The organism is Sinomonas sp. P10A9, from assembly GCF_041022165.1.
Lineage (GTDB): Bacteria > Actinomycetota > Actinomycetes > Actinomycetales > Micrococcaceae > Sinomonas > Sinomonas puerhi.
In genome coordinates, this window is the sequence record NZ_CP163302.1 from 2,916,545 (window position 1) to 2,938,792 (window position 22,248).

The following is a 22,248-nucleotide window of genomic DNA, read 5'->3' on the forward strand; positions in this document are numbered from 1 at the left end:
GCATCGGCGGGAGAATGCGACGGGCCGAGGGAGCGCCCCCCACATGGTCCCCCCATGCAACGCTCCCTCGCGCCTGTGCGTTTCCAAGGATAGTGTTGCTATCCACAGGCGCGCCACGTGGATAGCAGAAGGCCCTGTCACTATCCACGGCCAGCCCGACGGGGAGGGACCGTGAAGCTGAGCGAACTCAGCGACCGGGCGGGGACGCCGGCCGCCACGATCAAGTACTACCTGCGCGAGGGGCTCCTGGCACCAGGCCACCCCGTCACAGCGACGCGCTCCTCGTACGACGACGCGCACGTCACCCGTCTGCGGACGATCCGGACGCTCCGCCACGCCGTGGGGCTCAGCGTCGCGCAGGTCCGCGACGTCGTCCGCCTGATCGACGCGGGAGTGGATCGGATCGAGGTCCTCAAAGCCCTCCAAGCAGCCGTCCAGAGGCTCGATCCGCCGCAACCGGGACGCACGGCCGCGGGAAACCGCGTGGTCGCCGCTCTCGGCTGGCCGGACGTCCCGACAGGTGCGCGCGGAGCGCTCGACGCCCACCTCGAGGCCATGACGGAACTCGGCGTTGCCCCCTCCGGGGCCCGCCTCGAGGCCTACGCCCGGGCGGCCGATGAGATCGCGATCGTGGATATCGCCGACGCCGTCGAGGCCACGGACCTCGAGGACCTGGTGGTGCGCACGGCGGTGGGCATGCACATGAACGCACAGCTCGTGCAGCGCCTCCTCGCCCTCGCGCAGGCGAGCCGGTCGATCATGCAGTACGGCCAGGCAGCGCAAGGGCCCGGGTTGCTCTCAAGGTCCGGGGACCGGCCACGACGCCCCGCGCCGGGCGAGTAGCCGCCGCTACGCGAGCGGACGACGGCGGCACCCACCCGCCGTCGTGCCCTTGCTTTCCTACTCAGCCCTGCCCCGTGCCTGAGCGCAGGCGGGCAAGTTCCCGCCGCAGGCGCGCGTTCTCGTCCTCTAGCTCCAGGATGATCCGGATGCCTTCGATGGTGAGTCCCGCCCCGACGAGCCCGGCGATGCGCTCGAGCCGCTCGACGTCGTCCTCGCTGTAGCGCCGGGTGCCGCGATCGGTCCGGGACGGCGTCAGGAGTCCCCTGCGTTCATAGAGCCGAAGGCTCGAGAGAGCCATCCCGGAGAGCTCCGCGGCCACCGAGATCGCATAGACGCCCTCGGAGGAGCGCCGTGCACGGCCCATTGGATCTCCTTCCAAAAGGGTCTTGATCTTCTCCGTCGGATTCACTATATCTATGTCCGTAGAGACAGATCCACCGCGGATCGTCCTACCGAGAAAGTTCCTGACAATCCGATATCGATCATCTGGAGGTGGCAAGAGATGCTCATGCGAACCGACCCCTTCCGTGAGCTCGACCGGCTGACGGAGCAGGTCTTCGGTACCGCGTCGAGGCCCACGACCATGCCGATGGAGGCTTGGCGCGAGGACGGCGAGTTCGTCGTCGAATTCGATCTGCCGGGGGTGGACCCCGGGACCATCGACGTAGACGTCGAGCGCAATGTCCTCACTGTCAGGGCGGACAGGCAGACCCACCGCCCGGACGGTGCCGAGGTGATTGCGGCGGAGCGCCCATCCGGCACGTTCGGCCGTGAGCTGATCCTCGGCGATGCGCTGGACACCGGAAAGGTCACGGCACACTACGCCGACGGCGTCCTCACGCTGCGGATTCCGGTTGCCGAGGAGGCGAAGCCGCGCAAGGTCGCGGTTTCCATGACCCGCTCGAACAAGGAGATTGCAGCCTGAGGGGCCCTGGCCTCCGGCGGGACTGCGCTTGGACACCGCCGGGGGCCACGGCCTCCACCACGCGGAGGCCGTCATGCGCGCGAGGGATTTCTACGAAGTACTGGGGGTAGGCCGGACCGCAGGCCCGCTGGAGATCCGAGCGGCGTACCGGCGGCTCGTGCGCCAACTCCACCCGGATGGTGGCCAGTCGGGCTCGGAGCAGGACCGCGAACGGCTCGGTGAGGTGATGGAGGCCTATGCCGTCCTCGGGCGTGAGGATCGCAGGGCCGCCTACGACTCGGCGCTCGAGCGGGCCGAGTCCACCCTTTGGGCGCGGTCGTTCCCACGCCGCAACGTCTGGCTCGAGCCACGGATGCCGATCGGCGAGCCGGGCGGGGACGCGGCCGACCTCCTACGGCTGCTCTCCCGCTGGCTCCGCTGACCCGACGCCGCCAGGCCAACAGCAGGTGCCCATAGAGGTGAAGGAGGGGCTATGAGCCCAGAATCAGGCGGCTGGCGCCGCTACGACACCACCCTGTTTCCCGTGTTCCACGAGAGGTTCGAGGAGAAATGGGGCGAGGGCACGGCGCCATTCCTCGATCCCAGCGTGTTCGAGAGTGACCAGCCACGGCCGAGGGCGCAATGGATCAACGTTGACACCGGCGCTGCTGTCGCCGTCGTACCGGTCTGGGAGGACGATCCGGCGGCCCGCTCGTTTGCGGTGTTCTACCTCCCGCCCGCGGGCGGGATCTGGGTACTGCGGCCCCCTGGAATTTCGCCCTACGTCGAGGCCGTGTCGAATGGGCCTGCCACGAGCGCCCCCGCAGCGACCCTCCGCAACGACTCGTTCCGCAAGGCCGTGGAGCACGCCGAGGCGTTCATCTACGGCACCTAGCGAGAAAGGAGAAGCCCCAAGGAGGGATCACGATCCGCCGGGACATACGACGGCGGGTGCGCGCCCGCCGTCGCCCGCCCGCCGTCGTCGTCCGCGCACCGTCAAGGCAGTCAAGCCGGGGCCACCTCCGGCGGCACGCTGAGGCTCTACGCCGCCGGCCTGATGTTCTGGTTGATGTGGAAGAAGTTGTCCGGATCGTAGGTCGCCTTGACCTGGGCGAGCCTCGCGTAGTTGCCCGAGTAGTTGTCCTCGATCCGTGACTGGTCGTCGGCGTCCTGGAAATTGATGTAGCCCCCTGGCTCGGAGTACTGGTGGAGGTCCGCCCAGTAGTCGCGGACCCACTGGATGTTGGCTGCGTTCTCGGACGCGTCCGGCCACTGCCCCGCGATGACCGGTGCGAACGCGACGTCCCTGTAGGGAAAGGCAGTGGCATCCGCCGCGACCCGGCTGACAGCGCCGTCGATCGGGTAGAAGTGATTGGCCGAGTGCGGCGTGGGGATCCCGGGAGAGTGCTCCACGGCGACCCGTAGCGCATCGTCCGTGAGGGCCCGCAGGAAGTCAGCCTTCCAGTAGCCCTGGAGCCCCGGCACACCGCTGAGCCCGTCGAACATGACGTTGAGGGCCGGGTACGGCATCGGGGCGAACATCGAGCCCAGCACCGGAGCTGCGTCGAGCATGGGCTGCCAGTGCGCGGGGCCGGCATCGACGTCCCCGGTCCACATGCCGCCAATCACAGCCACAGGCCGCCCGTGCCACTCCTCCGGCAGGAATGGGACCGGCGGGCCCTGATGGAAGCCGAGGAACGCGCCCATCTCCTCCGGCTGCGCCGCGATCCACTCGCGGTACGCAGCGCCGACGTCGGCGCCGATGGTCGCGTCGAAGAACATGATCCCGACGTGGACCGTGTCCACGGGGTGGAGTTGGAATTCGAAGGACGTCACGGCGCCGAAGTTGCCGCTGCCGCCGCGAAGGGCCCAGAAGAGATCCGCGTTCTCGGACTCGCTGGCCTTGACGAATGAGCCGTCTGCGAGCACCACGTCGGCCGAGATGAGGTTGTCGCACGCGAGGCCGTGCTTGCGGGCCAGGTAGCCGATGCCGCCGCCAAGCGTGAGGCCCGCAACGCCGGTGGAGCCGATGATCCCGCCCGTGCTCGCGAGCCCAAACGCATGGGTTGCGTGGTTGTAGTCTGCCCACGTCGCCCCGGCCTCGGCGTACGCGCGCCGGGCCGCGGGGTCCACCCGAACGCCGCGGCGAGCCGCGAAGTCCAGGACGAGCCCGCCGTCTACCGTCCCGAATCCGGGGGCGCTGTGGCCGCCGCCGCGAAGCGCGACGTCGAGCCCCACCTCGCGCGCGAAACGCACCGCCGCCATGACGTCCGCTGTCTGCGAGACGCGGAGGACCGCCGCGGGTCTGCGGTCCACCATGCCGTTGAACACCGCACGTGCGGCGTCGTACTCGGGGTCCCCCGCCTCGATGATCTGCCCGCGCACCTGCTCGCGGAGCGCGTCGAACCGCGTGTCAGCCATGGCCCCTCCTCAGGGGCTCAGTGAGACCGCCTCCGCGCGCGGGTCTTGGGTCCCAGCCGTCACGCGCGATTACCTACGGTGTACGCCGCCAGCAGGGGCAGGTCAAGACCGCATGGCGGGCGGACGACGTCGGGTGCGCACCCCCCGTCGCACGCCTCCGTCGCGTCTCCGGGGGCCTACCGCTCGAGCTCGCCCCGGATGAACGCCTCGACATCGGCACGCGCGAGGTCGTCGGCCTTCTGCACGGGCGGGGACTTCATGAAGTACGCGCTCGGGGAGGTGAGCGGACCGCCGATCCCCCGGTCGAGGGCGATCTTGGCGGCGCGGACCGCGTCGATGATCACACCGGCGGAGTTGGGCGAGTCCCAGACCTCGAGCTTGTACTCGAGGGAGACGGGAGCGTCGCCGAAGTTGCGGCCCTCGAGGCGCACGAACGCCCACTTGCGGTCATCGAGCCAGGCCACGTAGTCGGACGGGCCGATGTGCACGTCCCGCTCGGCGAGCTCGGCCTCGACGTTGGAGGTCACAGCCTGCGTCTTGGAGATCTTCTTGGACAGGAGCCGCTCGCGCTCGAGCATGTTCTTGAAGTCCATGTTGCCGCCCACGTTGAGCTGGTACGTGCGGTCAACGGTCACGCCGCGGTCCTCGAACAGCTTCGCGAGGACGCGGTGGGTGATGGTTGCGCCGATCTGGCTCTTGATGTCGTCGCCCACGATCGGGATGCCGGCCTCGGTGAACTTGGCCGCCCACTCCGGGGTTCCCGCGATGAAGACAGGGAGGGCGTTGACGAAGGCCACGCGCGCGTCGATCGCGCACTGAGCGTAGAACTTGGCGGCCTTCTCGGAGCCGACCGGCAGGTAGCAGACGAGGACGTCCACCTGGGCCTCGCGGAGGGCGCCGACCACGTCGACGGGCTCCGCGTCGGACTCCTCGATGGTCTCCCGGTAGTACTTGCCGAGGCCGTCGAGTGTGTGGCCCCGCTGGACCGTCACACCGGTGGGCGGGACCTCCGCGATCTTGATCGTGTTGTTCTCGCTCGCGCCGATCGCGTCGGCGAGGTCCATTCCGACCTTCTTGCCGTCCACATCGAACGCCGCGACGAACTCAAGGGAGCCCACGTGGTAGTCGCCGAACTCGACGTGCATAAGGCCCGGGACGGTGCCCTGCGGGTCGGCATCCCGGTAGTAGTGCACGCCCTGCACGAGGGAGGCGGCGCAGTTGCCCACGCCCACGATGGCAACACGGATCTTCTTCTCTGACACGGTTCTCCTCGTCACGTTCTGGCCGCGGCGCCGAATGACGTGCGGCGCAGCACAGACATCCTACCGGCGCGGGACTCCCTTGCCCGAGGCAGGCTTCGTAGACTGTCGGAATGGCACGGAATAAGAAGAAATGGTCCGAGCTCAGCGGCGGCCAGCGCTTCGGCGTCGTCGTGGGCGCCGTCATGCAGATCGCGCTTCAGGGGGCCGCGCTGCGGGACATCGCGAAGCGGCCTCCCGAACAGGTCAATGGGCCCAAGGCCGCATGGGTCGCGGCCACGTTCATCAACACCATCGGCCCCATCGCCTACTTCCTCCTGGGCCGAAGGCATTCGCCCTCAAGGGTCGAGCAGGGAACCGGGTCGGACGCCTCCTCGGCGGGGCTCCGAACGGCCATGGGCGTCTCGATCGGCAAGAAGCTCGGCTAGGGGTCGGCCGGACGCACGACGGCGCCGCTCGCCGTCGTGCATCCGCCCACCTCGCGCTCTGCGTACCACCCGACGCTACGGGCGAGGCACCCGCACCGTGAGTGCCCCGGGGTCGACACGCGCGGAAAGGGTGCGCCCGGTTCCAAAGTGGTCGCCGTCGAACTGCACGTCGTGCGGCTGCTCAGCGCTGATGCGCAGGGCCGTGCCGGTGAAGTGCCCAAGATCGGTCGACCGGCGGCGTACGCGGCCCAGAAGAGAACCAGCCACGCGAAGCCAGCCCAGGAGGCCACGCGGGGCCACCGCAAGCACGTCGAGGATGCCGTCGTCCGGGACGGCCCCTGGGAACACCTCGACGTCGCCCTGGATCTGCCCGCAGTTGCCCACCATGACCCCGCGCTGGCGTCGCTCGAGCACGCGCCGCCCCTCGACGTCGACTCTCATCCGAGAGGAGTCGCCGACGATCGTCCGAGCCGCGGACACGACGTACGCGAGCCAGCCGACCTTGGCCTTGAGGCCCTCGTCCGTGTTGGCCATGATCGCGGCGTCGAGGCCCATGCCGGCCATGACCACGAAGGCCAGCTCGTCGCCGTCGTCCACCCGCGCCCACGCGACGTCGATGGACCGTCCTGTGCCCGCGAAGGCCGTTTCGAGCGCAGCGTCCGGATCGTCGAGGCCGATCCCGAGGTTGCGGCACAGGAGGTTCCCGGTGCCCAGAGGCACAATGCCGAGCGGTGTGCCCGTACCGGCGAGCTCGCCGGCCGCGGCGCGCACCGTGCCGTCGCCGCCCCCAACGACGACGAGTTCCGCGCGCCGAGCGAGGGCCTCACGGGCCATCCCCCCGCCGGGGTCCTCGGCGCTCGTCTCCAGGATGAGGGGCTCCACGCCGTCGTCGGCGCATCGGGCGCGGAAGGCCTTGGCGAGCGCCTCGGCGCCGTCCTTGCTCGGATTGACGACGAGTGCACAGGTGTCCACGGTTTCCCCCGCAGTGCCAAGGCTCTTGGCATCGGAAAGCTCTTGGCCGCAACGTTACCCAATGGCGGCCAGGTAAAGATGTGGTGACATCCGGCTCCCCCTGTGTCTCGCCCGTACTGGCCCATGCTAGGAAGGGATCAGCCTGGCCATCACGGCAGGCAACGGGATGAACATGATCGCACCACATCAAGGAGTTGACATGGGCTTTTTCGCATTCCTCGTCCTCGGACTCATCGCGGGGGCCATCGCAAAGCTGATCCTTCCCGGAAGGCAGGGCGGCGGCTGGATCATGACCCTCATTCTCGGGGTCATCGGTGCTCTCCTCGGCGGCTGGCTCGGCGGCCTGATCTTCGGCGGCAACACTCTCGGCAGCTTTTTCGAGATCCGCACCTGGATCACGGCCATCGTCGGATCCCTCATCGTCCTGCTCATCTGGGGACTCGTGACGAGGCGGCGCGCCTGACGCACGCTGCGTAGGGGCGGTGCCGGAGCGATCCGGCACCGCCCCTTCGTGCATCAAGGTCGAGCACGAGCCCGATCCCCGCAGGCCCGGACCTAGTCCCTCCGGCCCTCGTCCACCCCATGAGCCTCAATGTGCTCCTTGGCCATGTCCCGGCTTACGGTCCGCTCGTCCGTCTGCGTCTCGGTGCCAAGGCGGACCCGCTCCACGGGGACGGTCTCCGTGTCCACCACCGGACGCTGCTCGTGGAGCGTCACCTCGTGCTCCTCCTCGGAGAGGCTGGGGCCGTCCATCGCGGCGTCGCGGTTCTCGTCCGTAATCGGCTCCCGCTCCAAGCGGACCTCCTCCCGCTGAACGGGGACCGTCTTGGTCACGTTCTCGGTCGTGACGTACTTGCGCAGCCGCGCGCGCCCGGTCTCCCGCTGCTCGGTCCCAACGTGCATGCGCTCCTCGGAACGGGTCATCGCATCGTCGGTGTTCGGTCCCGAGGTGTCACCACCCACGGGGCCCGTCCGCCCCGTCTCGCCGAGGGTCCCACCCGTCCCGCCATAGGCCGAGCCGCCCTCGTCGTAGACCTCGCCGGTGTCGCCCTTGGTAGGAGCCGAGGTCTCCGCGATGCCCTGGGCTGGCCCCCCGTTTCGCCCGTAGTGGTCATAGAGGCGGTCCTCCTCGCCGGGCTCAAGGTGCCCGTCGGGATCGACCCTGGGTGCGTCCTTCACCTGGTCCTTGGTGTACAGAACGGTGAGGTCCTCGCCGCGGAGCATCGCCCCGTCGAGAGGGACGAACGATTCCTTCATCCCGAAGAGTCCCGTCTTGACCGTGACCCAACTGGGCTGGTCCGTCTGATCGTCGATGTAGAGCTCGCCGATCGCGCCGATCTTCTCGCCGTCCTGTCCCAGGACGTCCCCGCTTCCGCGGCCGAGCACGTCCATATCTTCGCGTGTAACCATGGTGGTAACTCCTTGGTCAGTCGATGGATGCCTTCTCGAGCGCCCCCATTTCTTGAGGGACACACGGCCACCGTGTGCGGCCGCGATACCCCGATCAATAACCACTCCGCTCTTCGGCCAAACAAACACGGCGTCCATGGAGATCGTCTCAGCGCAATGACTGTTGACGAAGGGCCGGCAGTGAACACGCGGTGGACTGCCTGGAGATCGGGCGTCGTGATGCTAGGCGGAGAGCACGACGGCGGCCAGGCCGGGCAGGCGGACAGCCTCGCCGGACGCGCCGGTAACGACGGCGCACGCCGGGTCGGTGGCCGCCACGGCACGTCCGGCGAACCCCGGCGGCAGGGGGACATCCACCGGCCCCGGCCCGAAACCGACGCACACGATGGCCCCAGGTCGCCGCCACGAGATCCAGCGGGCTCCTGCGGCTTCGCCCTCGATCACGTCCGTCTGGTCCAGACGGCCTGACCACAGGCCCGGCAGCTCGGCGCGCACCTCGATCAGGCGACGGTACAGCGCAAGGAGACGGCCGCCGTCGCACGTCCCAGACTGGGTCCAGTCCAGGACGGACCGCTCGAACGTCGCGGGGTCCTGCGGGTCCGGCACGTCGGACGGGTCCCACCCCATCTCCTCGAACTCGGCGAGGCGGCCCTCGGCGGTGGCGGCCGCGAGTTCGGGCTCGGGGTGCGAGGTGAAGAACTGCCAAGGGGTCGTCGCCCCGTACTCCTCCCCCATGAACAGCATGGGCGTGAAGGGCGACGCGAGGATGAGGACGGCGGCGACCGCGAGGCCGTCCCAGTCCAGAACGGCGCTGGGCCGGTCCCCAGCGGCACGGTTGCCCACCTGATCATGGTTCTGGCACGAAACCACGAGCTGCGAGGGCCGCACCCGGGCAGGGTCGAGGGGCCGCCCGTGGCAGCGGCCGCGGAAGCTCGAGAGCGTGCCGTCGTGGAAGTACCCGCCGCGGATCACCTTCGCGAGAGCACCGCGGGCCCCGAAGTCGGCGTAGTAGCCGCCCGTCTCGCCGGTGAGCGCCACGTGGACCGCATGGTGCACGTCGTCTGTCCACTGGCCCGCGAGCCCGTAGCCGCCCACGGCCCGCGCGGAGACAATGCGCGGATCATTGAGGTCCGATTCGGCGATGAGCACCTTGTTGCGCCCTGTAGTGCGCTCCACGTCCTCGGCGACGAGCTGGAGCTCCTCGAGCAGCGTCAGGGCGCGGCGGTCCAGGAAGGCGTGGACAGCGTCGAGCCTGAGCCCGTCGACTCGGTAGTCGTCGAGCCACATGCGGGCGTTGTCGAGGATGAACGAGCGCACCTCGTCGGAGTCCGCGCCGTCGAGGTTCACGGCGTCACCCCACCCGGTCGATGTGCCGGCGAGCAGGTAGGGGCCGAACTTCGGCTGGTAGTTCCCGCTCGGCCCAAAGTGGTTGTACACGACGTCCTGTATCACGGCGATTCCCGCCGCGTGCGCCGCGTCGACGAAGCGCTCGTACGCCGCGGGGCCGCCGTAGCCCTCGTGGACCGCGTACCAGAGCACGCCGTCGTAGCCCCAGTTGCGGGGACCGTTGAACGCGTTGACGGGCATGAGCTCGACGAAGCCCACGCCGAGGTCAGCGAGATACGCCAGGCGCTCCGCCGCGGCGTCGAGCGTCCCGGCCTGCGTGAACGTGCCCACGTGCAGCTCGTAGACCACGGCGCCGGCCAGGTCCCGGCCGGTCCAGCCCTCGTCCGCCCACGCGTGCCGGCCCGCGTCGAAGCCGGCGGAGAGGGCATGGACGCCCTCGGGCTGGCGGCGGGAGCGTGGGTCCGGGAACGGGCCCTCGGCGTCGAGGACGAAGCCGTACCGCGCGCCGTCGGCCAGCGCGGCGGCGACCCGCCCGGCCTCGGACGACGGCGGCGACCACCACCCGCCGTCGGCCTCCTCGAGCCGGAGGTGCTCGGCACCGGGGCCCGCGCCGAGGACGAGATCGACGCGGGACGGGATCGGTGCCCAGACGGCACCGAGGGGTTTCGACTCCGCTTGTCTCCGCCCGACCGGCGCGGCCTCGTCACCCATTGCCGTTCGCCTCCTCCGGAACGAGAAGCGCGACAGGCAGGGCGGCCAGCACCGCGCCCACGGCGACCTCGCCGGCCTCGAAGGAACGGCCGGTGAAGGCGTCGCGGGCGGGTCGTGCGAGCCGGACTGTCGTCGTGCCCCAGCCTCCCGACCGCTCGAGGCGCGCCGGGAGCCGGGTCGCGAGCACGGCGACGCCGCGTTCGCCGCGCCGGAAGCCGATGAGGTGGTCAGCGCCGTCGCCGGACGCCTCGATGGGCGCGTACCCGGCGAACAGCTCGGGCCGGTCCCGGCGCAGCCGCAGCGTGCGGGACACGACGAGCAGCTTGGCCTCCTCCGCGAGCGGCCCGACGACCGGGGCACCCGCATCCAGGGCCGCGAGCGCCTCGGACCGGGCCTCGAAGTCAACGTCCCGGCGATTGTCCGGATCGCACAGCGACCGGTCCCAGAACTCAGTGCCCTGGTAGACGTCCGGAACGCCCGGCATGGCCAGCTGGAGCAGCTTGGCGGAGAGCCCGTTGGAGGCACCGAACGGCGCGATCCGGTCCGCGAAGCCCGAGATGAGCGCGTGGGCCTCGCTGCCCTCATCGACGGCCGCGTCGACAAGCCGGTGCAGGGCGGCCTCGAATTCCTCGTCTGGAGCCGTCCAGAGCGTGTGGACCCCGGCCTCGCGTGCGGCCTTCTCTGCGTATTGGGCGAGCCGTGCGCGGTCCGCCGGCCATGCCCCGAGGATCGCCTGCCACAGGAGGTTCGCGAGGGGCCCGTCCGCGAGCGGCGCTGCCTCGAGCAGCCGCGGGAGGGTGCTGGCCCACTCGTCGGCGAGCTCGGACAGGACCGTGATGCGGGCCCGGGCGTCCTCGCTGCGCTTGGTGTCATGGGTCGTGAGAGTCGTCATCGAGTGCGGCAGCCTGCGCTCGCGCTCCGCGAGCGCACCGTGGAACTCGCCGGGGGCCGTGGCGAAGACGGTCGGGTCTCCCCCGACCTCCGTCAGCGTCCCCAGCCGCGTGTACCGGTAGAAGGCAGTGTCCTCGACCGCCTTGGCCATGATCATGCCGGTGGTCTGCTGGAAGCGCCGGCAGAGTTCCTCGTCGGGGTCGGCGAGCCGCGGCGCGAGGGCTTCGATCGTCGTCATCAGGTCGGGACGCACGACGGCGGCGTCCCGACACGCGCGGGCCAGGATCGTGGCGTCGTGCCAGCCTCCCCCAGAATCCGGGGTCACCTCCCTGCGATCCGGGGTCACCTCCCTGCGTTGAGGGGTCACCTCCCCGCGTTGAGGGGTCACCTCCCTGGGTTGCGGGGTCAGGTACGTCCGGTACACCGGGAAGTGCGCGGCGATCTCGGCGATGGCGTCTGCGAGGGCCTCGAGGGACGGGGGTTCCGACTCCCCTTCGCTCGGCTCAGCAGCCGCCCGTTCAACCGCGGGGGCCGCCGCGAGCCGGGCGAGGCGCAGGATCTCGGCGCGGAGCAGCCCGTCCGCCATCCAGCGCTTGGTCTCATGGATCATGGCGGCGTAGTCGGCGGGCCCTCCGCGCAGGCGCGTATCGAGGGCCGTGAGCGACTCCTCCCCCGCGGGGTCCACGAGAACACGGTCCACGAGCCCCAGCGCGTCATAGCCTGTGGTGCCCTCGCACTCGAAGTCGTCCGGCAGGACCTCCCCCGGTTCGAGGATCTTCTCCACCAAGGTGTAGGCGCCGCCCGAGAGATCCCGGAGCCGCTCGAGGTACTCGGCGGGGTCCATAAGCCCGTCCGGGTGGTCGATGCGGAGGCCGTCCACCAGCCCGTCCTCAATCCATCGGTGCACCTCTGCGTGGCTCTGGGCGAAGACCCACGGGACCTCGACGCGCACACCGGCGAGCGTGTTGACGGCGAAGAAGCGCCGGTAGTTGAGCCGTGTGTCCGCCTCGCGCCACGGGATGAGCTGGTAGTGCTGGCGGTCGTGGACCTCCTGCGCCGAGTCGCCCACGCTCCAGGATCCGGCGGCAAGGGGGAACGAGTGCTCGTAGTAGCGCAGGCGTGTTCCTTCGACACGGAGCAGGCCGAGGTCCTCTTCCGAGCCCAGCACCGGGATGAGCACCTTCCCGCCCCCCGCGTCCCAGTCAACGTCGAACGCCTCCGCGTACCTCGAGCCGCGGCCCTCGCGCAGGAGGGACCACCACCATGGGTTCTCCTCGGGCACAGCCACGCCGAGGTGGTTCGGCACAATGTCCACGAGCACGCCCATCCCGGCCCCGTGAGCGGCGGCCGCAAGCGCCGCGAGGCCCTCGCGCCCGCCGCGCTCCCGGTCCACGCGGGAGGGGCCCGAGACGTCGTACCCATGCTCGGAGGCGCCCACCGATTCGAGCAGGGGCGAGAGGTAGAGCCAGTCCACGCCGAGGGAGGACAGGTACGGCACGAGTGCCGCGGCGTCGTCCAGCGTGAACTCGGGGCGGATCTGGAGTCGGTAGGTGGAGGCGGGGGTCTTCACGGGGCTCCTTACGGGCCGGGGCTAGACCCCGGCGGCGCTGGACGAGGGCTGGTTGGGGGAGCTGGAGCCGGCCTGGGCGGCCAGGGACGCGGCCACGGAGTGGTCCACCTCCTCCGGCTCGGGCTCGTGGGCGCGCAGCACGGCCATGCTCTTGCCGGGCACGGTCAATACGGCCTCGGCCCGGATCTCGATATCCCCCGCGGTCTGCCCGGAGGTGTCCAGCAGCACGTCCCAGCCGGGCGCGTACTCCCCGCCCGGCAGGCGGAAGTCCACGTCGGACTCGTCCGCGTTGAAGTACAGGAGGAAGTGCGCGTCCGTGATCGCTCGGCCGTAGAAGTCCACGTTGCGGATGCCGTGGCCGTTGAAGAACACGCCGACGCTGCGGCCCAGCGGCACGTCCCAGTCCTCGGGGACCATCGGCTCGCCGTCCACCCCGAGCCACTCGATGTCCGGCAGCGGCTGGCCCTCGCCGCGGCGCGCGGGGCGGCCGTCGAAGAAGCGGCTGCGCCGGAACGTGGGGTGCTCGGCGCGCAGCCGCATGACGGCCGAGGTGAACTCGATGAGCGGCTTGTCTGCGCTCTCCCAGTCCAGCCAGGAGAGCTCGTTGTCCTGGCAGTAGACGTTGTTGTTGCCCTGCTGGGTGCGGCCCAGCTCGTCGCCGTGGGCGATCATCGGCACGCCCTGGGAGAGCAGCAGCGTGGCGATGAAGTTGCGCTGCTGCCGGGCGCGCAGTTCGAGCACCGCGGGATCATCCGTGGGGCCCTCGGCGCCGCAGTTCCAGGACCGGTTGTGGCTCTCGCCGTCGTTGTTGTCCTCGCCGTTGGCCTCGTTGTGCTTCTCGTTGTAGGAGACGAGGTCCCGCAGCGTGAACCCGTCGTGCGCAGTGACGAAGTTGATGGAAGCGACTGGGCGGCGGCCGTTGTGCTGGTACAGGTCCGCGGACCCGGTCAGGCGGGAGGCGAACTCCCCCAGCGTGGAGGGCTCGCCGCGCCAGAAGTCCCGCACGGTGTCACGGTACTTGCCGTTCCACTCGGTCCACTGCGGGGGGAAGTTGCCCACCTGGTACCCGCCCGGGCCCACGTCCCACGGTTCGGCGATGAGCTTGACCTGGGAGACCACCGGGTCCTGCTGGATGAGTTCGAAGAAGCTCGAGAGCTTGTCCACGTCGTAGAATTCGCGGGCCAAGGTCGCCGCGAGGTCGAACCGGAAGCCGTCCACGTGCATCTCGGTGACCCAGTAGCGCAGCGAGTCCATGAGCAGCTGCAGCGCGTGCGGGTGCCGGACGTTGAGGGAGTTCCCGGTGCCCGTGTAGTCCATGTAGTACTGCGGGTCGTCCTCGACGAGCCGGTAGTACGCGCCGTTGTCGATGCCCTTCATCGACAGGGTGGGGCCCAGGTGGTTGCCCTCGGCGGTGTGGTTGTAGACCACGTCCAAGATCACCTCGATGCCCGCGCGATGGAGCGTGCGGACCATGGCCTTGAACTCCTGGACCTGCTGGCCGGTGTTCCCGCTCGAGGAGTAGCCGGCGTGTGGGGCGAAGAAGCCGATGGTGTTGTAGCCCCAGTAGTTGTGCAGGCCCTTGTCCTGGAGCGTGGAATCGTCCACGAACTGGTGGACGGGCATGAGCTCGATCGCCGTCGCGCCGAGCTTGGTGAGGTGATTGACGACGGCGGGGTGCGCCACGCCCGCGTACGTTCCCCGCAGTTCCTCGGGAACCTCGGGGTGGAGCTCGGTCAGGCCCCGCACATGGGCCTCGTAGACCACCGTGCGGTGGTACGGGACGCGCAGCAGGGAGTCGTTCTGCCAGTCGAAGAACGGGCTGGTGACCACGCCGAGCATCATGTGCGGCGCGGAGTCCTCGTCGTTGCGGCTGTCTGGATCCCCGAACGTGTAGGAGAACAGCGACTGGTCCCAGTCCGGCTGGCCCATGACGGCCTTGGCGTACGGGTCCAGGAGCAGCTTGTTCGGGTTGCACCGCTGGCCCGTGGCCGGGTCATAGGTGCCGTGGATGCGGTAGCCGTAGAGCTGGCCGGGCTGGACGTTGGGCAGGTAGCAGTGCCACACGAACCCGTCCACCTCGGTCAGCTCGAAGCGCTGCTCGGTCCGCTCCGCGTCGAAGAGGCACAGCTCGACAGACTCGGCGGCCTCGCTGAAGATCGCGAAGTTGGTGCCCTTGCCGTCAAACGTGGCGCCGAGCGGGTAGGCCGTTCCCGGCCAAATGTCCTTCTCCAATGCGTCAGCTCCTTGCTGTGCGGCCTGCGATGAAGCCATGTGTGGGCATCCTAGCGAGTGTAGGTGACGGTTCTGCGCGCGGCTGCCGTGTGACCCGCCGCGATCAGGGGCCTCGGTGGCGGACCTCAGGCGGCGGGCTCGCAGGCCGCGGCCTCGGCCGCCCGGCGCCGCACGCGGGCCAGGACCCGGCGCAGGAGCCGGGAGACCTGCATCTGGCTCACGCCGAGCACCGCGGCGATCTCGATCTGGCTCATCTCCTCGCCCTCCGAGAAGGCACGCGCCGTCCGGGTGCTCCAGATCGAGCCCGCGAGCGTCCACTAGGGCGCTGCACGGCGGTTTGGCACGCGCGCGGGCGGGGTAATCTCGCGGCAACCGGGCCGTTTGGCTGCCAACCCAGGCTTCCTTCCGCTGTCCGTCTGTGGACTGAAAGCGAGTTGGGGTGGCGGAACTGGACTGCGATGCGAGCGGTGGCGATGGGAACCGTGGCCAGGATCTGGTGGCGGGGCGGTACCGGCTCCTGGAGGTTGTGGGACGGGGCTCGACGGCGGAGGTCCACCGCGCGCACGATCGGGTCCTCGACCGCGAGGTGGCGGTCAAGCTGCCACACTCCGGCGACATGGACGAGTCCGAGCTGCGGCGCAGCGACGCCGAGATGAAGCTGCTCGCACGGCTGAGCCATCCCGGGCTCGTGACGCTGCTCGACGCCGGGACCGAGCGGACCGCGACTGGCGTACCCCGGGTGTTCCTCGTCATGGAGCTCATCACGGGCGCGGACCTGCGCACCCGGCTCAAGGCGGGCGACGAGCTGGGCGCCTCCGACGTAGCCGAGATCGGCCAGGACCTGTGCGAGGCCCTCGCCTACATCCACGGCAAGGGCGTGGTGCACCGGGACATCAAGCCGGCGAACGTGCTCCTGCTAGGCGCGGGCGGCGAATCCGCGAGGGCGCACGCGAAGCTCACCGACTTCGGCATCGCGTGGGTGTCCGACTCCGACCTCACGCTCCAGGACGCCGTGTCCGGGACCCCAGCGTACCTGAGCCCGGAGCAGGTGCGCGGCCAGACGATCGGCGCGGCGAGCGACGTCTATTCGCTCGGCCTCGTGCTGCTGCAGTGCCTCACGGGCGAGCTCGCATTCCCCGGGCCGCCCCTCGAGAGCGCCGTGCGGCGGCTCACGCAACCGGCGCCCATCCCCGAGGAACTCGACCCGCTGTGGCGGAACCTGCTGGCGGGGATGACGGCGATGGACCCCGAGGCCCGGCCCAGCGCCGCGGACGCGGCGGCCGCGCTGTACCGGATGGCCGCACTCGGCGCCCTCGTGGAGCCCCTGTCGGAGCTGGCGGCCGCAGAGGAGGAACTGCGCCTGGAGGAGGTCCGGGCCTACGCCGCGCCTGCCGAGCCGGGCAGCCCGTTCGACCGCGTCACGCGCCTCACCTCGCGCATCCTCGGCGCGCCGATGGCGGCCGTGAGCATCGTGGACGCCGAGAGGATCTGGTTCCTCTCGGCGCATGGCATCGACGCGGACGAGGTAGCGCGGGAGCCGGGGCTGTGCGCCTCCGCCGTGCTGCAGGACGACGTCTGGGTGGTACCGGACGCCGCCGCGGACTCCCGCACCGCGGGCAACGCGCTCGTCCGCGGAGCCTTGGGCGTGCGGTTCTACGCGTCCGTGCCGCTCAAGACCCCCGGAGGGGCCAACATCGGCACCCTGTGCATCCTGGACCGCGCACCGCGCACCCTCTCCCCCGCCGAGACGGAGACGCTGCGGGAGCTCGGCGGCGTGGTCATGGACTTACTCGTGCTGCGGCGGACGGCGCTTGAGGCGACCGCGGCCGGCTTCGCGGACCAACTCGACGGCGAGCCGCTCGCGGGCGTGCCCAGCGCCGGCTGAGCCCCGCTCCCCCTACCCCTCCCGCTCGGCCATGAGCACGACGGCGCTGCGGGCCGGGACGGTGAACACCTCGCCGCCGGCCGCGGCCTCCCCCACGAGCCGGGCCTCGCACGTTGTCAGCGCGGTGGCCCACTTCTCCGGGAACGGGCCCGCGGGAAGGTGATAGTCGACGTCGTTCTCGGCGGCGTTGAGGATCACGAGGAAGTCCGAGTCGCCATTGGCGCCGTGCCTGCCATTGCCGGGAACGGCGCCGCCGTTGAGGAAGAACGCGAGGGACTTGGCCCAGTCCTGGTCCCAATCGTCCGGGCCCATGGTGCTGCCGTCGGCGTCGAGCCACACGATGTCCGGGAGCGGGTCGCCCTCGGCGGGAGCAACGGGGGTGCCGTCGAAGAACCTGCGCCGTCGGAACACCGGGTGGTCCTCGCGCAGCTTCGTCAGGCTGCGGGTGAAGTCGACGAGCTCAGAGTCCGCGTGGTCCCAGTCGATCCATGAGAGCTCGTTGTCCTGGCAGTAGACATTGTTGTTGCCCTGCTGCGTCCGCCCGAGCTCGTCCCCGTGGGCCATCATCGGCACCCCCTGGGCGAGCACGAGGGTGAGCAGCAGGTTGCGCTGCTGGCGCGCCCGGAGCTCGAGGATGTGAGGATCGTCGGTGGGCCCCTCGGTGCCGCAGTTCCACGAGCGGTTGTCGTCGGCGCCGTCGCGGCCGTCCTCGCCGTTGGCCTCGTTGTGCTTCTCGTTGTAGGAGACCAGATCCCGCAGGGTGAAGCCGTCGTGAGCCACGATGAAGTTGACGGACGCGGAGGGGCGCCGCCCCTCGCCCTCGTAGAGGTCGGCGGAGCCTGCCAGCCGGGTTGCGAGCTCGCGGAGGGTGCCCGGTTCGCCGCGCCAGAAGTCGCGCACGCAGTCGCGGAACTTGCCGTTCCACTCGACCCACTGCGGCGGGAAGTTGCCCACCTGGTACCCGTCCGGCCCGACATCCCACGGCTCCGCGATGAGCTTGACCCTGGAGAGCACGGGATCGGAGGCGAGGAGTTCGAAGAACGGCGAGACCATGTCGACAGCGCCGTCCTCACGGGCCAAGGTTGAGGCCAGGTCGAACCGGAACCCATCCACGTGCATCTCCGTGACCCAGTACCGCAGGGAATCGATGATGAGGTCGAGCGCGAGCGGGTTTCCGGCGTTGACGGAGTTCCCCGTGCCCGTGTAGTCCGTGTAGTGGAATTCGTCCCCTGGCACGAGGTGGTAGTAGGCGGCGTTGTCGATGCCGCGGAAGCTCAGCTGGGGGCCGAGGTGATTGCCCTCCGCCGTGTGGTTGTAGACCACGTCGAGGATCACCTCGATGCCGGCGCGGTGGTATGCCTTGACCAGGTCCTTGAATTCGGCGATCTGCTGCCCGTGGTCGCCGCTCGACGAGTAGGCGCTGTGCGGGGCGAAGAACCCGATGGTGTTGTAGCCCCAGTAGTTGGAGAGCCCCTTGTCCGCGAGGGTGGAGTCCTCGATGAACTGGTGGACTGGAAGCAGCTCGAGCGCTGTGACTCCCAGTTCCTTGAGGTGGTTCACGACGGCGGGATGAGCCGCGCCGCGGTACGTTCCGCGCTCGTGCTCGGGCACTTCGGGGTGGAGCTGGGTGAGGCCCTTGACGTGCGCCTCGTACACGACTGTCTCGTTGTAGGGGCGGCGCGGGGGCGTGTCGCCCTCCCAGTCGTACTTGACGTGCTCGCACACCACGGCGAGCATGCTGTGGCCCAGCGAGTCGGACTCGTCCATGCGCTCCGGGTCGCCGAACACGTAGGCATGCATCTCCTGGCCCCACTCGTAGGAGCCGGACACGGCCCACGCATAGGGGTCGAGGAGGAGTTTCGCGGGATTGAACCGCAGCCCCTTATCAGGCTCCCACGGGCCGTGGACGCGGTAGCCGTAGTGCGCGCCTGGGGCCACGCCGTCCACGGTCCCCTCCCAGCGGGTCGCCTGGCCGTCGGGGCCGTCGACGCGCGCCAGGTCGACGCACCGCTGCTCCTTGGTCTCAGGGTCGACGAGGCACACCTCCACACGCTCGGCCTCGGCGGCCGTGGCGAGGGCAAAGTCCGTGCCGGCATCAGTGGGGCGTGCGCCCCAGAAGGCGCCCTGCGTGTTCGCGTCCATGGGCCGACCCTAGCGGACGCCTCCGACAAGTGGGTGAACTTCTTCTCCTGACCTTGGCTGCTCCCGCCTGCACGGTTACCGTGGGATCGGAGGCCCTCGCGAGAGGAGAGGCGCCGATGGACTTGAATTTCTACGAGGTGGATGCGCCCCCGCCCCGCAGGACATGGATGTGGCTCGGCATCGCGTGCGTCGCGACGCTCCTGCTCGTTCTGTTCCTGCTCTCGCCCGCCGCGGCCGCGGTCGCCGGGCTGGTGGTGCTCGCCGCGACGCCTCTTGCCATCATCGCCGGCACGCGGCGCACGACGGCGCCGCTCGCCGTCGCTGCCGCGCTCGCCCTCGCTGCACTCGGCACCTCGGCCGTAGCCCTCGTGATCGACGGGCACCAGTCCGCAACGGTGGCGACCCCAGCGCCGCGGGCAGCGGCCAGCGCATCGCAGCCGCCCGCCGTCGTGCGTCCGGCGCCCCCGCTGGGACCCGTGCGGCCGCTTCCGACGCCCGCAGACATCAAGCCGGCGCCGCCCTCCCCAGATCCATTACCCACGGCGTCCGCCGAGCCCTCGCCAGCGGAGGCCCCTGCCGTCGCAGCGCCTGCTGCCGCAGCAGCGCCGGCGGCCGCCGAGCCCGCCCGGGATCGCGAACCGGCCGTTGCTCCGGCGCCCCAGACCCCTGACACCTCGGCTCCTTGGGGCCAGCTTCCACTCGATGCGCGGGCGCAGCTGTGCGCCGCCGCAGAGCAGACCGGGATCAAGGTTCCACCGGGCCAGTGCCGCTGATCTCGCCGTCATAGTCCTGCGAGGTTCGCGCTGGGCCTCCACGCTCGGCCCATGAGTGCTTAGGCTGGGCGCGGGGACCCACGGGGACAGGAGGCCCGCGATGACCTATCGGCTCCTTGCCCTGGGCGACAAGGTGACCTTCTATGACGCTGGCCGGCAGCCGTTCAACGTCCGCGCCATCTCACCCGATCAGCAGACGGTTATCCTCTCGCGGCCGCTGGACGACGGGACGTCCGCCGAGTACACCATGATCGACTGGCAGCGCGGGGCGCGCGGCTCTGACGGCACCCTCGGGCGCGGCATCCGGATCACCTCGCAGGCCCACCACCGCCTCCACCGGTTCTTCACGAGCCGCCCAGTGCTCCCGGTGAGCGAGAGCGGCGTGCCGGCCACGCAGTCCGTCCTGGCGTTCGGCGACTGGGGCCCGATCCTCATCGCCACGGTCAACGGGCGGCCGTAGGACGTTCGGGAGTTTGGCATTCATGCTCGGACCCAGAATGATGGGGGCTGTGGACGGGACGAGCGGGGCCAAGGCGGGCGCGCAGGAACTGCCGCTTGTTGACCTCCCACTCGAGGACCGGGTGCGCCTCGCCCACGCCCTCATCGAGTCCCTCGCCGTGGAGGCGAGCGTGGACCTCGTGCACATCAAGGGGTACGCCACCGAGCCCTCGCTCTACGAGCCGGACCGGGCGAGCACGGACGTCGATGTGCTCGTGCGCCCTGCCCACGTCGATGCCCTCGTCCGGGCTCTCATCGGGCGCGGCTGGCGGACGGTGACGACCTTCGAGACCGGGTCAGTGTTCCACCACGCGATGACCCTGTGGCATGACCAGTGGGGATACGTGGACGTGCACCGCGCGTTTCCCGGTGTGGGGATCCCCGCCGAGGCGTTCTTCGAAAGGCTGTGGGACGAGCACCGGACCCTCCGTATCGCGGAGTGGCCGTGCCGCGTGCCTGCGCGGCGCCACCAGGCCCTCATCATTGTTCTGCACGCAGCGAGGGACCCGCACCGCGGAGCTGCGGACGTAGCGCACCTCCGCTCCGTTCTCACTCCGGCCGAGTGGGATGGGCTCGAAGCCGCCGCCGGGATCGCGGAGGCACACGTGAGCTTCGCGGCCGCGACAGGGCACCTCGACGACTGGGCCGCCCACCCCGAGCACGACGTGTGGGAGGTCATGGGCCGCGGCGGGACGCGCGTTGAGCTGTTCCGGGCAAGGTGGAAAGCGTCCCGGACCGCCGGGGAGCGTGCCGGGCTGCTGCGTTCGCTCGTCGTCGTGAACCGGGACCATCTCCGCATGCAGCTCCGGCGAGAGCCGGGCGTGGCGGATGTGGCACGAGAGCTCGGCGCCCGGGCTGGGGACGTGCTGCGTGCGGCGGCCGGTCGCCGCGGCGGGGCCGCGCCCTCCACGCACGACGCCGGCTGAGCGGCTCGGGCGTCATGCTGTGCATCTGCGGCGTCGAGCCGCTATAAATCGAGCATGGATCCTCTCTGGGCGGCGCGTCAGTTCAAGCACGCCGCCTTCGTTGCCAGCAAGCGCCTCGGGTTCTGGCTCCGGGACACCGCCGAGCACATCAACGACGTGCGCTGGAAAGCCGCCGAGGAACGGTCCCCGTTCCACTACAATCCGGACCGCTACCGCCACACCTTCCTTGCGAGGCCCGATGTCATCGCAAGCAATAACCGCTCCGTCCCTTCGCTCGTCTACTCCTTCTGGCTCGGACCGCGTCCGATGTCCAAGCGCCGCCTTGCCTCTCTCCGGGCCCTGGAGTCAGAGCTGGATGTCCCGCTCGTGCTCGTCACCGACGAGACGGTGAATGAGTTCCTGGTCGACGGGCATCCGCTTCACCCGGCGTATTCCCTGCTGTCCGACGGCCACCGTTCGGATTATCTCCGGACCTACTTCATGCACCATCATGGCGGCGGCTACTCGGACATCAAGAGGCCAACATCGTCGTGGACAGCGTCCTTCCAAGCGATCGCAGACCAGACCGAAACCTGGGCGGTCGGCTACCGCGAAGTCACGTCAAATTACGTGCCCGATCTCCCTCGCTACCTAGGCAAAGACATCAAGCGCCATTACCGCGCGGTGTTCGGTCCAAGCGCATTCATCGTCCGTCCAGGCACCTCGCTCACCTCCGAGTGGTATAGGGAGATGCACAGCCGCATGGAGTACTTCGCTGGCGCGCTTGCCGAATCTCCCGGCAGTGACTTCTACAACCCGGCAGCGGGATACCCGATCCGATGGACCGAACTGCTTGGAGACGTGCTTCAGCCCCTGTGCCTCAAATACCAAGACCGTCTCCTGTTCGACGACCGGGTGAAGCCGGTACTGACGGATTACCGCTAGATCTTCACGGTCGAGGTATCAGATAGGGTCTTCTCGTGGGAAATATTCGGGATCATCTTGCTAGGCTCACGCCGCTCCAACGACGGGTCGAACGGTCCATTTCCGTCCCGGG

Annotated in this window: 21 protein-coding genes; 11 read left to right on the forward strand and 10 right to left on the reverse strand. The window is 69.7% G+C overall.

The window, feature by feature from the left end; all coding sequences use genetic code 11:
• The first annotated feature begins 171 nt into the window (after positions 1–171).
• The gene (locus AB5L97_RS13305; RefSeq protein WP_369045015.1) at positions 172–843 is read left to right on the forward strand and encodes a MerR family transcriptional regulator; all 672 of its coding nucleotides are present in this window, start codon (positions 172–174) and stop codon (positions 841–843) included.
• 61 nt (positions 844–904) lie between these two features.
• Here the strand turns inward: AB5L97_RS13305 and AB5L97_RS13310 are convergent, their stop codons facing one another.
• Positions 905–1,207 carry a MerR family transcriptional regulator gene (locus AB5L97_RS13310; RefSeq protein ID WP_307955735.1) on the reverse strand — a complete coding sequence of 101 codons (303 nt, stop codon included), beginning with the start codon at positions 1,205–1,207 and terminating at the stop codon, positions 905–907.
• Between the two features lie 138 nt (positions 1,208–1,345).
• On the opposite strand from AB5L97_RS13310, the gene AB5L97_RS13315 reads away from it, so the two are divergent.
• Genes AB5L97_RS13315 through AB5L97_RS13325 form a run of 3 tightly spaced genes read left to right on the forward strand, consistent with a single transcriptional unit; the run spans position 1,346 to position 2,642 of the window.
• Positions 1,346–1,768 (forward strand): Hsp20/alpha crystallin family protein, encoded by a 423-nt coding sequence (locus tag AB5L97_RS13315; protein ID WP_369045016.1) that lies wholly within the window; start codon positions 1,346–1,348, stop codon positions 1,766–1,768.
• Between the two features lie 28 nt (positions 1,769–1,796).
• Positions 1,797–2,189 carry a J domain-containing protein gene (locus AB5L97_RS13320; protein WP_369045017.1) on the forward strand — a complete coding sequence of 131 codons (393 nt, stop codon included), beginning with the start codon at positions 1,797–1,799 and terminating at the stop codon, positions 2,187–2,189.
• Positions 2,190–2,240: 51 nt separating this feature from the next.
• Entirely contained in the window at positions 2,241–2,642 is a 402-nt protein-coding gene (locus AB5L97_RS13325) for a hypothetical protein (protein ID WP_307955732.1), read from the forward strand.
• Positions 2,643–2,788: 146 nt separating this feature from the next.
• Here the strand turns inward: AB5L97_RS13325 and AB5L97_RS13330 are convergent, their stop codons facing one another.
• Both AB5L97_RS13330 and AB5L97_RS13335 read right to left on the reverse strand, forming a co-directional pair.
• Positions 2,789–4,168: an FAD-binding oxidoreductase gene (locus AB5L97_RS13330; protein WP_369045018.1), complete on the reverse strand. Its 1,380-nt coding sequence runs from the start codon at positions 4,166–4,168 to the stop codon at positions 2,789–2,791.
• 176 nt (positions 4,169–4,344) lie between these two features.
• A complete protein-coding gene (locus tag AB5L97_RS13335; protein ID WP_307955730.1) occupies positions 4,345–5,430 on the reverse strand; it encodes an inositol-3-phosphate synthase in 1,086 nt (361 codons plus the stop codon).
• 110 nt (positions 5,431–5,540) lie between these two features.
• Here AB5L97_RS13335 and AB5L97_RS13340 point away from each other — a divergent pair, with 110 nt between their 5' ends.
• Positions 5,541–5,855, forward strand: a complete 315-nt coding sequence (locus AB5L97_RS13340; RefSeq protein WP_369045019.1) for a PLD nuclease N-terminal domain-containing protein — start codon at positions 5,541–5,543, stop codon at positions 5,853–5,855.
• 75 nt (positions 5,856–5,930) lie between these two features.
• On the opposite strand, the gene AB5L97_RS13345 is transcribed toward AB5L97_RS13340, so the two are convergent.
• Positions 5,931–6,827: a diacylglycerol/lipid kinase family protein gene (locus AB5L97_RS13345; protein ID WP_369045020.1), complete on the reverse strand. Its 897-nt coding sequence runs from the start codon at positions 6,825–6,827 to the stop codon at positions 5,931–5,933.
• A gap of 199 nt (positions 6,828–7,026) precedes the next feature.
• Here AB5L97_RS13345 and AB5L97_RS13350 point away from each other — a divergent pair, with 199 nt between their 5' ends.
• The gene (locus AB5L97_RS13350; protein WP_307955727.1) at positions 7,027–7,290 is read left to right on the forward strand and encodes a GlsB/YeaQ/YmgE family stress response membrane protein; all 264 of its coding nucleotides are present in this window, start codon (positions 7,027–7,029) and stop codon (positions 7,288–7,290) included.
• A gap of 92 nt (positions 7,291–7,382) precedes the next feature.
• Here AB5L97_RS13350 and AB5L97_RS13355 read toward each other — a convergent pair whose 3' ends face one another.
• The 5 genes from AB5L97_RS13355 to AB5L97_RS13375 all read right to left on the reverse strand — a co-directional run bounded on the left by AB5L97_RS13355 (position 7,383) and on the right by AB5L97_RS13375 (position 15,287).
• Complete coding sequence (locus tag AB5L97_RS13355) at positions 7,383–8,237, reverse strand: DUF2382 domain-containing protein (RefSeq protein WP_369045021.1); 855 nt, start codon at positions 8,235–8,237, stop codon at positions 7,383–7,385.
• A 222-nt stretch (positions 8,238–8,459) separates the two neighbouring features.
• Complete coding sequence (treZ, locus tag AB5L97_RS13360; protein WP_369045022.1) at positions 8,460–10,295, reverse strand: malto-oligosyltrehalose trehalohydrolase; 1,836 nt, start codon at positions 10,293–10,295, stop codon at positions 8,460–8,462.
• On the reverse strand, positions 10,288–12,756 hold the full coding sequence (gene treY, locus AB5L97_RS13365; protein WP_369045023.1) for a malto-oligosyltrehalose synthase: 2,469 nt from the start codon (positions 12,754–12,756) through the stop codon (positions 10,288–10,290). The genes treZ and treY overlap by 8 nt, the downstream gene beginning before the upstream one ends.
• A 21-nt stretch (positions 12,757–12,777) precedes the next feature.
• Positions 12,778–15,027, reverse strand: coding sequence for a glycogen debranching protein GlgX (gene glgX, locus AB5L97_RS13370; RefSeq protein WP_369045024.1), 2,250 nt, complete (start codon positions 15,025–15,027; stop codon positions 12,778–12,780).
• An 86-nt stretch (positions 15,028–15,113) separates the two neighbouring features.
• The gene (locus tag AB5L97_RS13375) at positions 15,114–15,287 is read right to left on the reverse strand and encodes a sigma factor-like helix-turn-helix DNA-binding protein (RefSeq protein WP_369047444.1); all 174 of its coding nucleotides are present in this window, start codon (positions 15,285–15,287) and stop codon (positions 15,114–15,116) included.
• A gap of 197 nt (positions 15,288–15,484) precedes the next feature.
• Between AB5L97_RS13375 and AB5L97_RS13380 the strand changes: the two genes are divergently transcribed.
• Positions 15,485–16,873 (forward strand): protein kinase domain-containing protein, encoded by a 1,389-nt coding sequence (locus tag AB5L97_RS13380; protein ID WP_369045025.1) that lies wholly within the window; start codon positions 15,485–15,487, stop codon positions 16,871–16,873.
• Positions 16,874–16,885: 12 nt separating this feature from the next.
• Here the strand turns inward: AB5L97_RS13380 and glgX (AB5L97_RS13385) are convergent, their stop codons facing one another.
• Entirely contained in the window at positions 16,886–19,015 is a 2,130-nt protein-coding gene (gene glgX, locus AB5L97_RS13385) for a glycogen debranching protein GlgX (protein WP_369045026.1), read from the reverse strand.
• 116 nt (positions 19,016–19,131) lie between these two features.
• Here glgX (AB5L97_RS13385) and AB5L97_RS13390 point away from each other — a divergent pair, with 116 nt between their 5' ends.
• The 4 genes from AB5L97_RS13390 (at position 19,132) to AB5L97_RS13405 (ending at position 22,136) form a co-directional block, all read left to right on the forward strand.
• Positions 19,132–19,788 (forward strand): hypothetical protein, encoded by a 657-nt coding sequence (locus tag AB5L97_RS13390; RefSeq protein ID WP_369045027.1) that lies wholly within the window; start codon positions 19,132–19,134, stop codon positions 19,786–19,788.
• Positions 19,789–19,888: 100 nt separating this feature from the next.
• Complete coding sequence (locus AB5L97_RS13395) at positions 19,889–20,248, forward strand: hypothetical protein (protein ID WP_307955719.1); 360 nt, start codon at positions 19,889–19,891, stop codon at positions 20,246–20,248.
• Positions 20,249–20,297: 49 nt separating this feature from the next.
• Positions 20,298–21,212, forward strand: a complete 915-nt coding sequence (locus tag AB5L97_RS13400) for a nucleotidyltransferase family protein (protein ID WP_369045028.1) — start codon at positions 20,298–20,300, stop codon at positions 21,210–21,212.
• Positions 21,213–21,266: 54 nt separating this feature from the next.
• Entirely contained in the window at positions 21,267–22,136 is an 870-nt protein-coding gene (locus tag AB5L97_RS13405) for a hypothetical protein (RefSeq protein ID WP_369045029.1), read from the forward strand.
• Positions 22,137–22,248 lie beyond the last annotated feature (112 nt).

Bases quoted from the DNA above. Each gene is read 5' to 3' on its own strand.
- AB5L97_RS13315 (WP_369045016.1), top strand. From the start codon at position 1,346: ATGCTCATGCGAACCGACCCCTTCCGTGAGCTCGACCGGCTGACGGAG.
- AB5L97_RS13390 (WP_369045027.1), top strand. From the start codon at position 19,132: ATGGACTTGAATTTCTACGAGGTGGATGCGCCCCCGCCCCGCAGGACA.
- AB5L97_RS13330 (WP_369045018.1), bottom strand. From the start codon at position 4,168: ATGGCTGACACGCGGTTCGACGCGCTCCGCGAGCAGGTGCGCGGGCAG.
- AB5L97_RS13395 (WP_307955719.1), top strand. From the start codon at position 19,889: ATGACCTATCGGCTCCTTGCCCTGGGCGACAAGGTGACCTTCTATGAC.
- AB5L97_RS13355 (WP_369045021.1), bottom strand. From the start codon at position 8,237: ATGGTTACACGCGAAGATATGGACGTGCTCGGCCGCGGAAGCGGGGAC.
- AB5L97_RS13325 (WP_307955732.1), top strand. From the start codon at position 2,241: ATGAGCCCAGAATCAGGCGGCTGGCGCCGCTACGACACCACCCTGTTT.
- AB5L97_RS13405 (WP_369045029.1), top strand. From the start codon at position 21,267: ATGGATCCTCTCTGGGCGGCGCGTCAGTTCAAGCACGCCGCCTTCGTT.
- glgX (WP_369045024.1), bottom strand. From the start codon at position 15,027: ATGGCTTCATCGCAGGCCGCACAGCAAGGAGCTGACGCATTGGAGAAG.
- treZ (WP_369045022.1), bottom strand. From the start codon at position 10,295: ATGGGTGACGAGGCCGCGCCGGTCGGGCGGAGACAAGCGGAGTCGAAA.
- glgX (WP_369045026.1), bottom strand. From the start codon at position 19,015: ATGGACGCGAACACGCAGGGCGCCTTCTGGGGCGCACGCCCCACTGAT.
- AB5L97_RS13350 (WP_307955727.1), top strand. From the start codon at position 7,027: ATGGGCTTTTTCGCATTCCTCGTCCTCGGACTCATCGCGGGGGCCATC.
- AB5L97_RS13340 (WP_369045019.1), top strand. From the start codon at position 5,541: ATGGCACGGAATAAGAAGAAATGGTCCGAGCTCAGCGGCGGCCAGCGC.
- AB5L97_RS13310 (WP_307955735.1), bottom strand. From the start codon at position 1,207: ATGGGCCGTGCACGGCGCTCCTCCGAGGGCGTCTATGCGATCTCGGTG.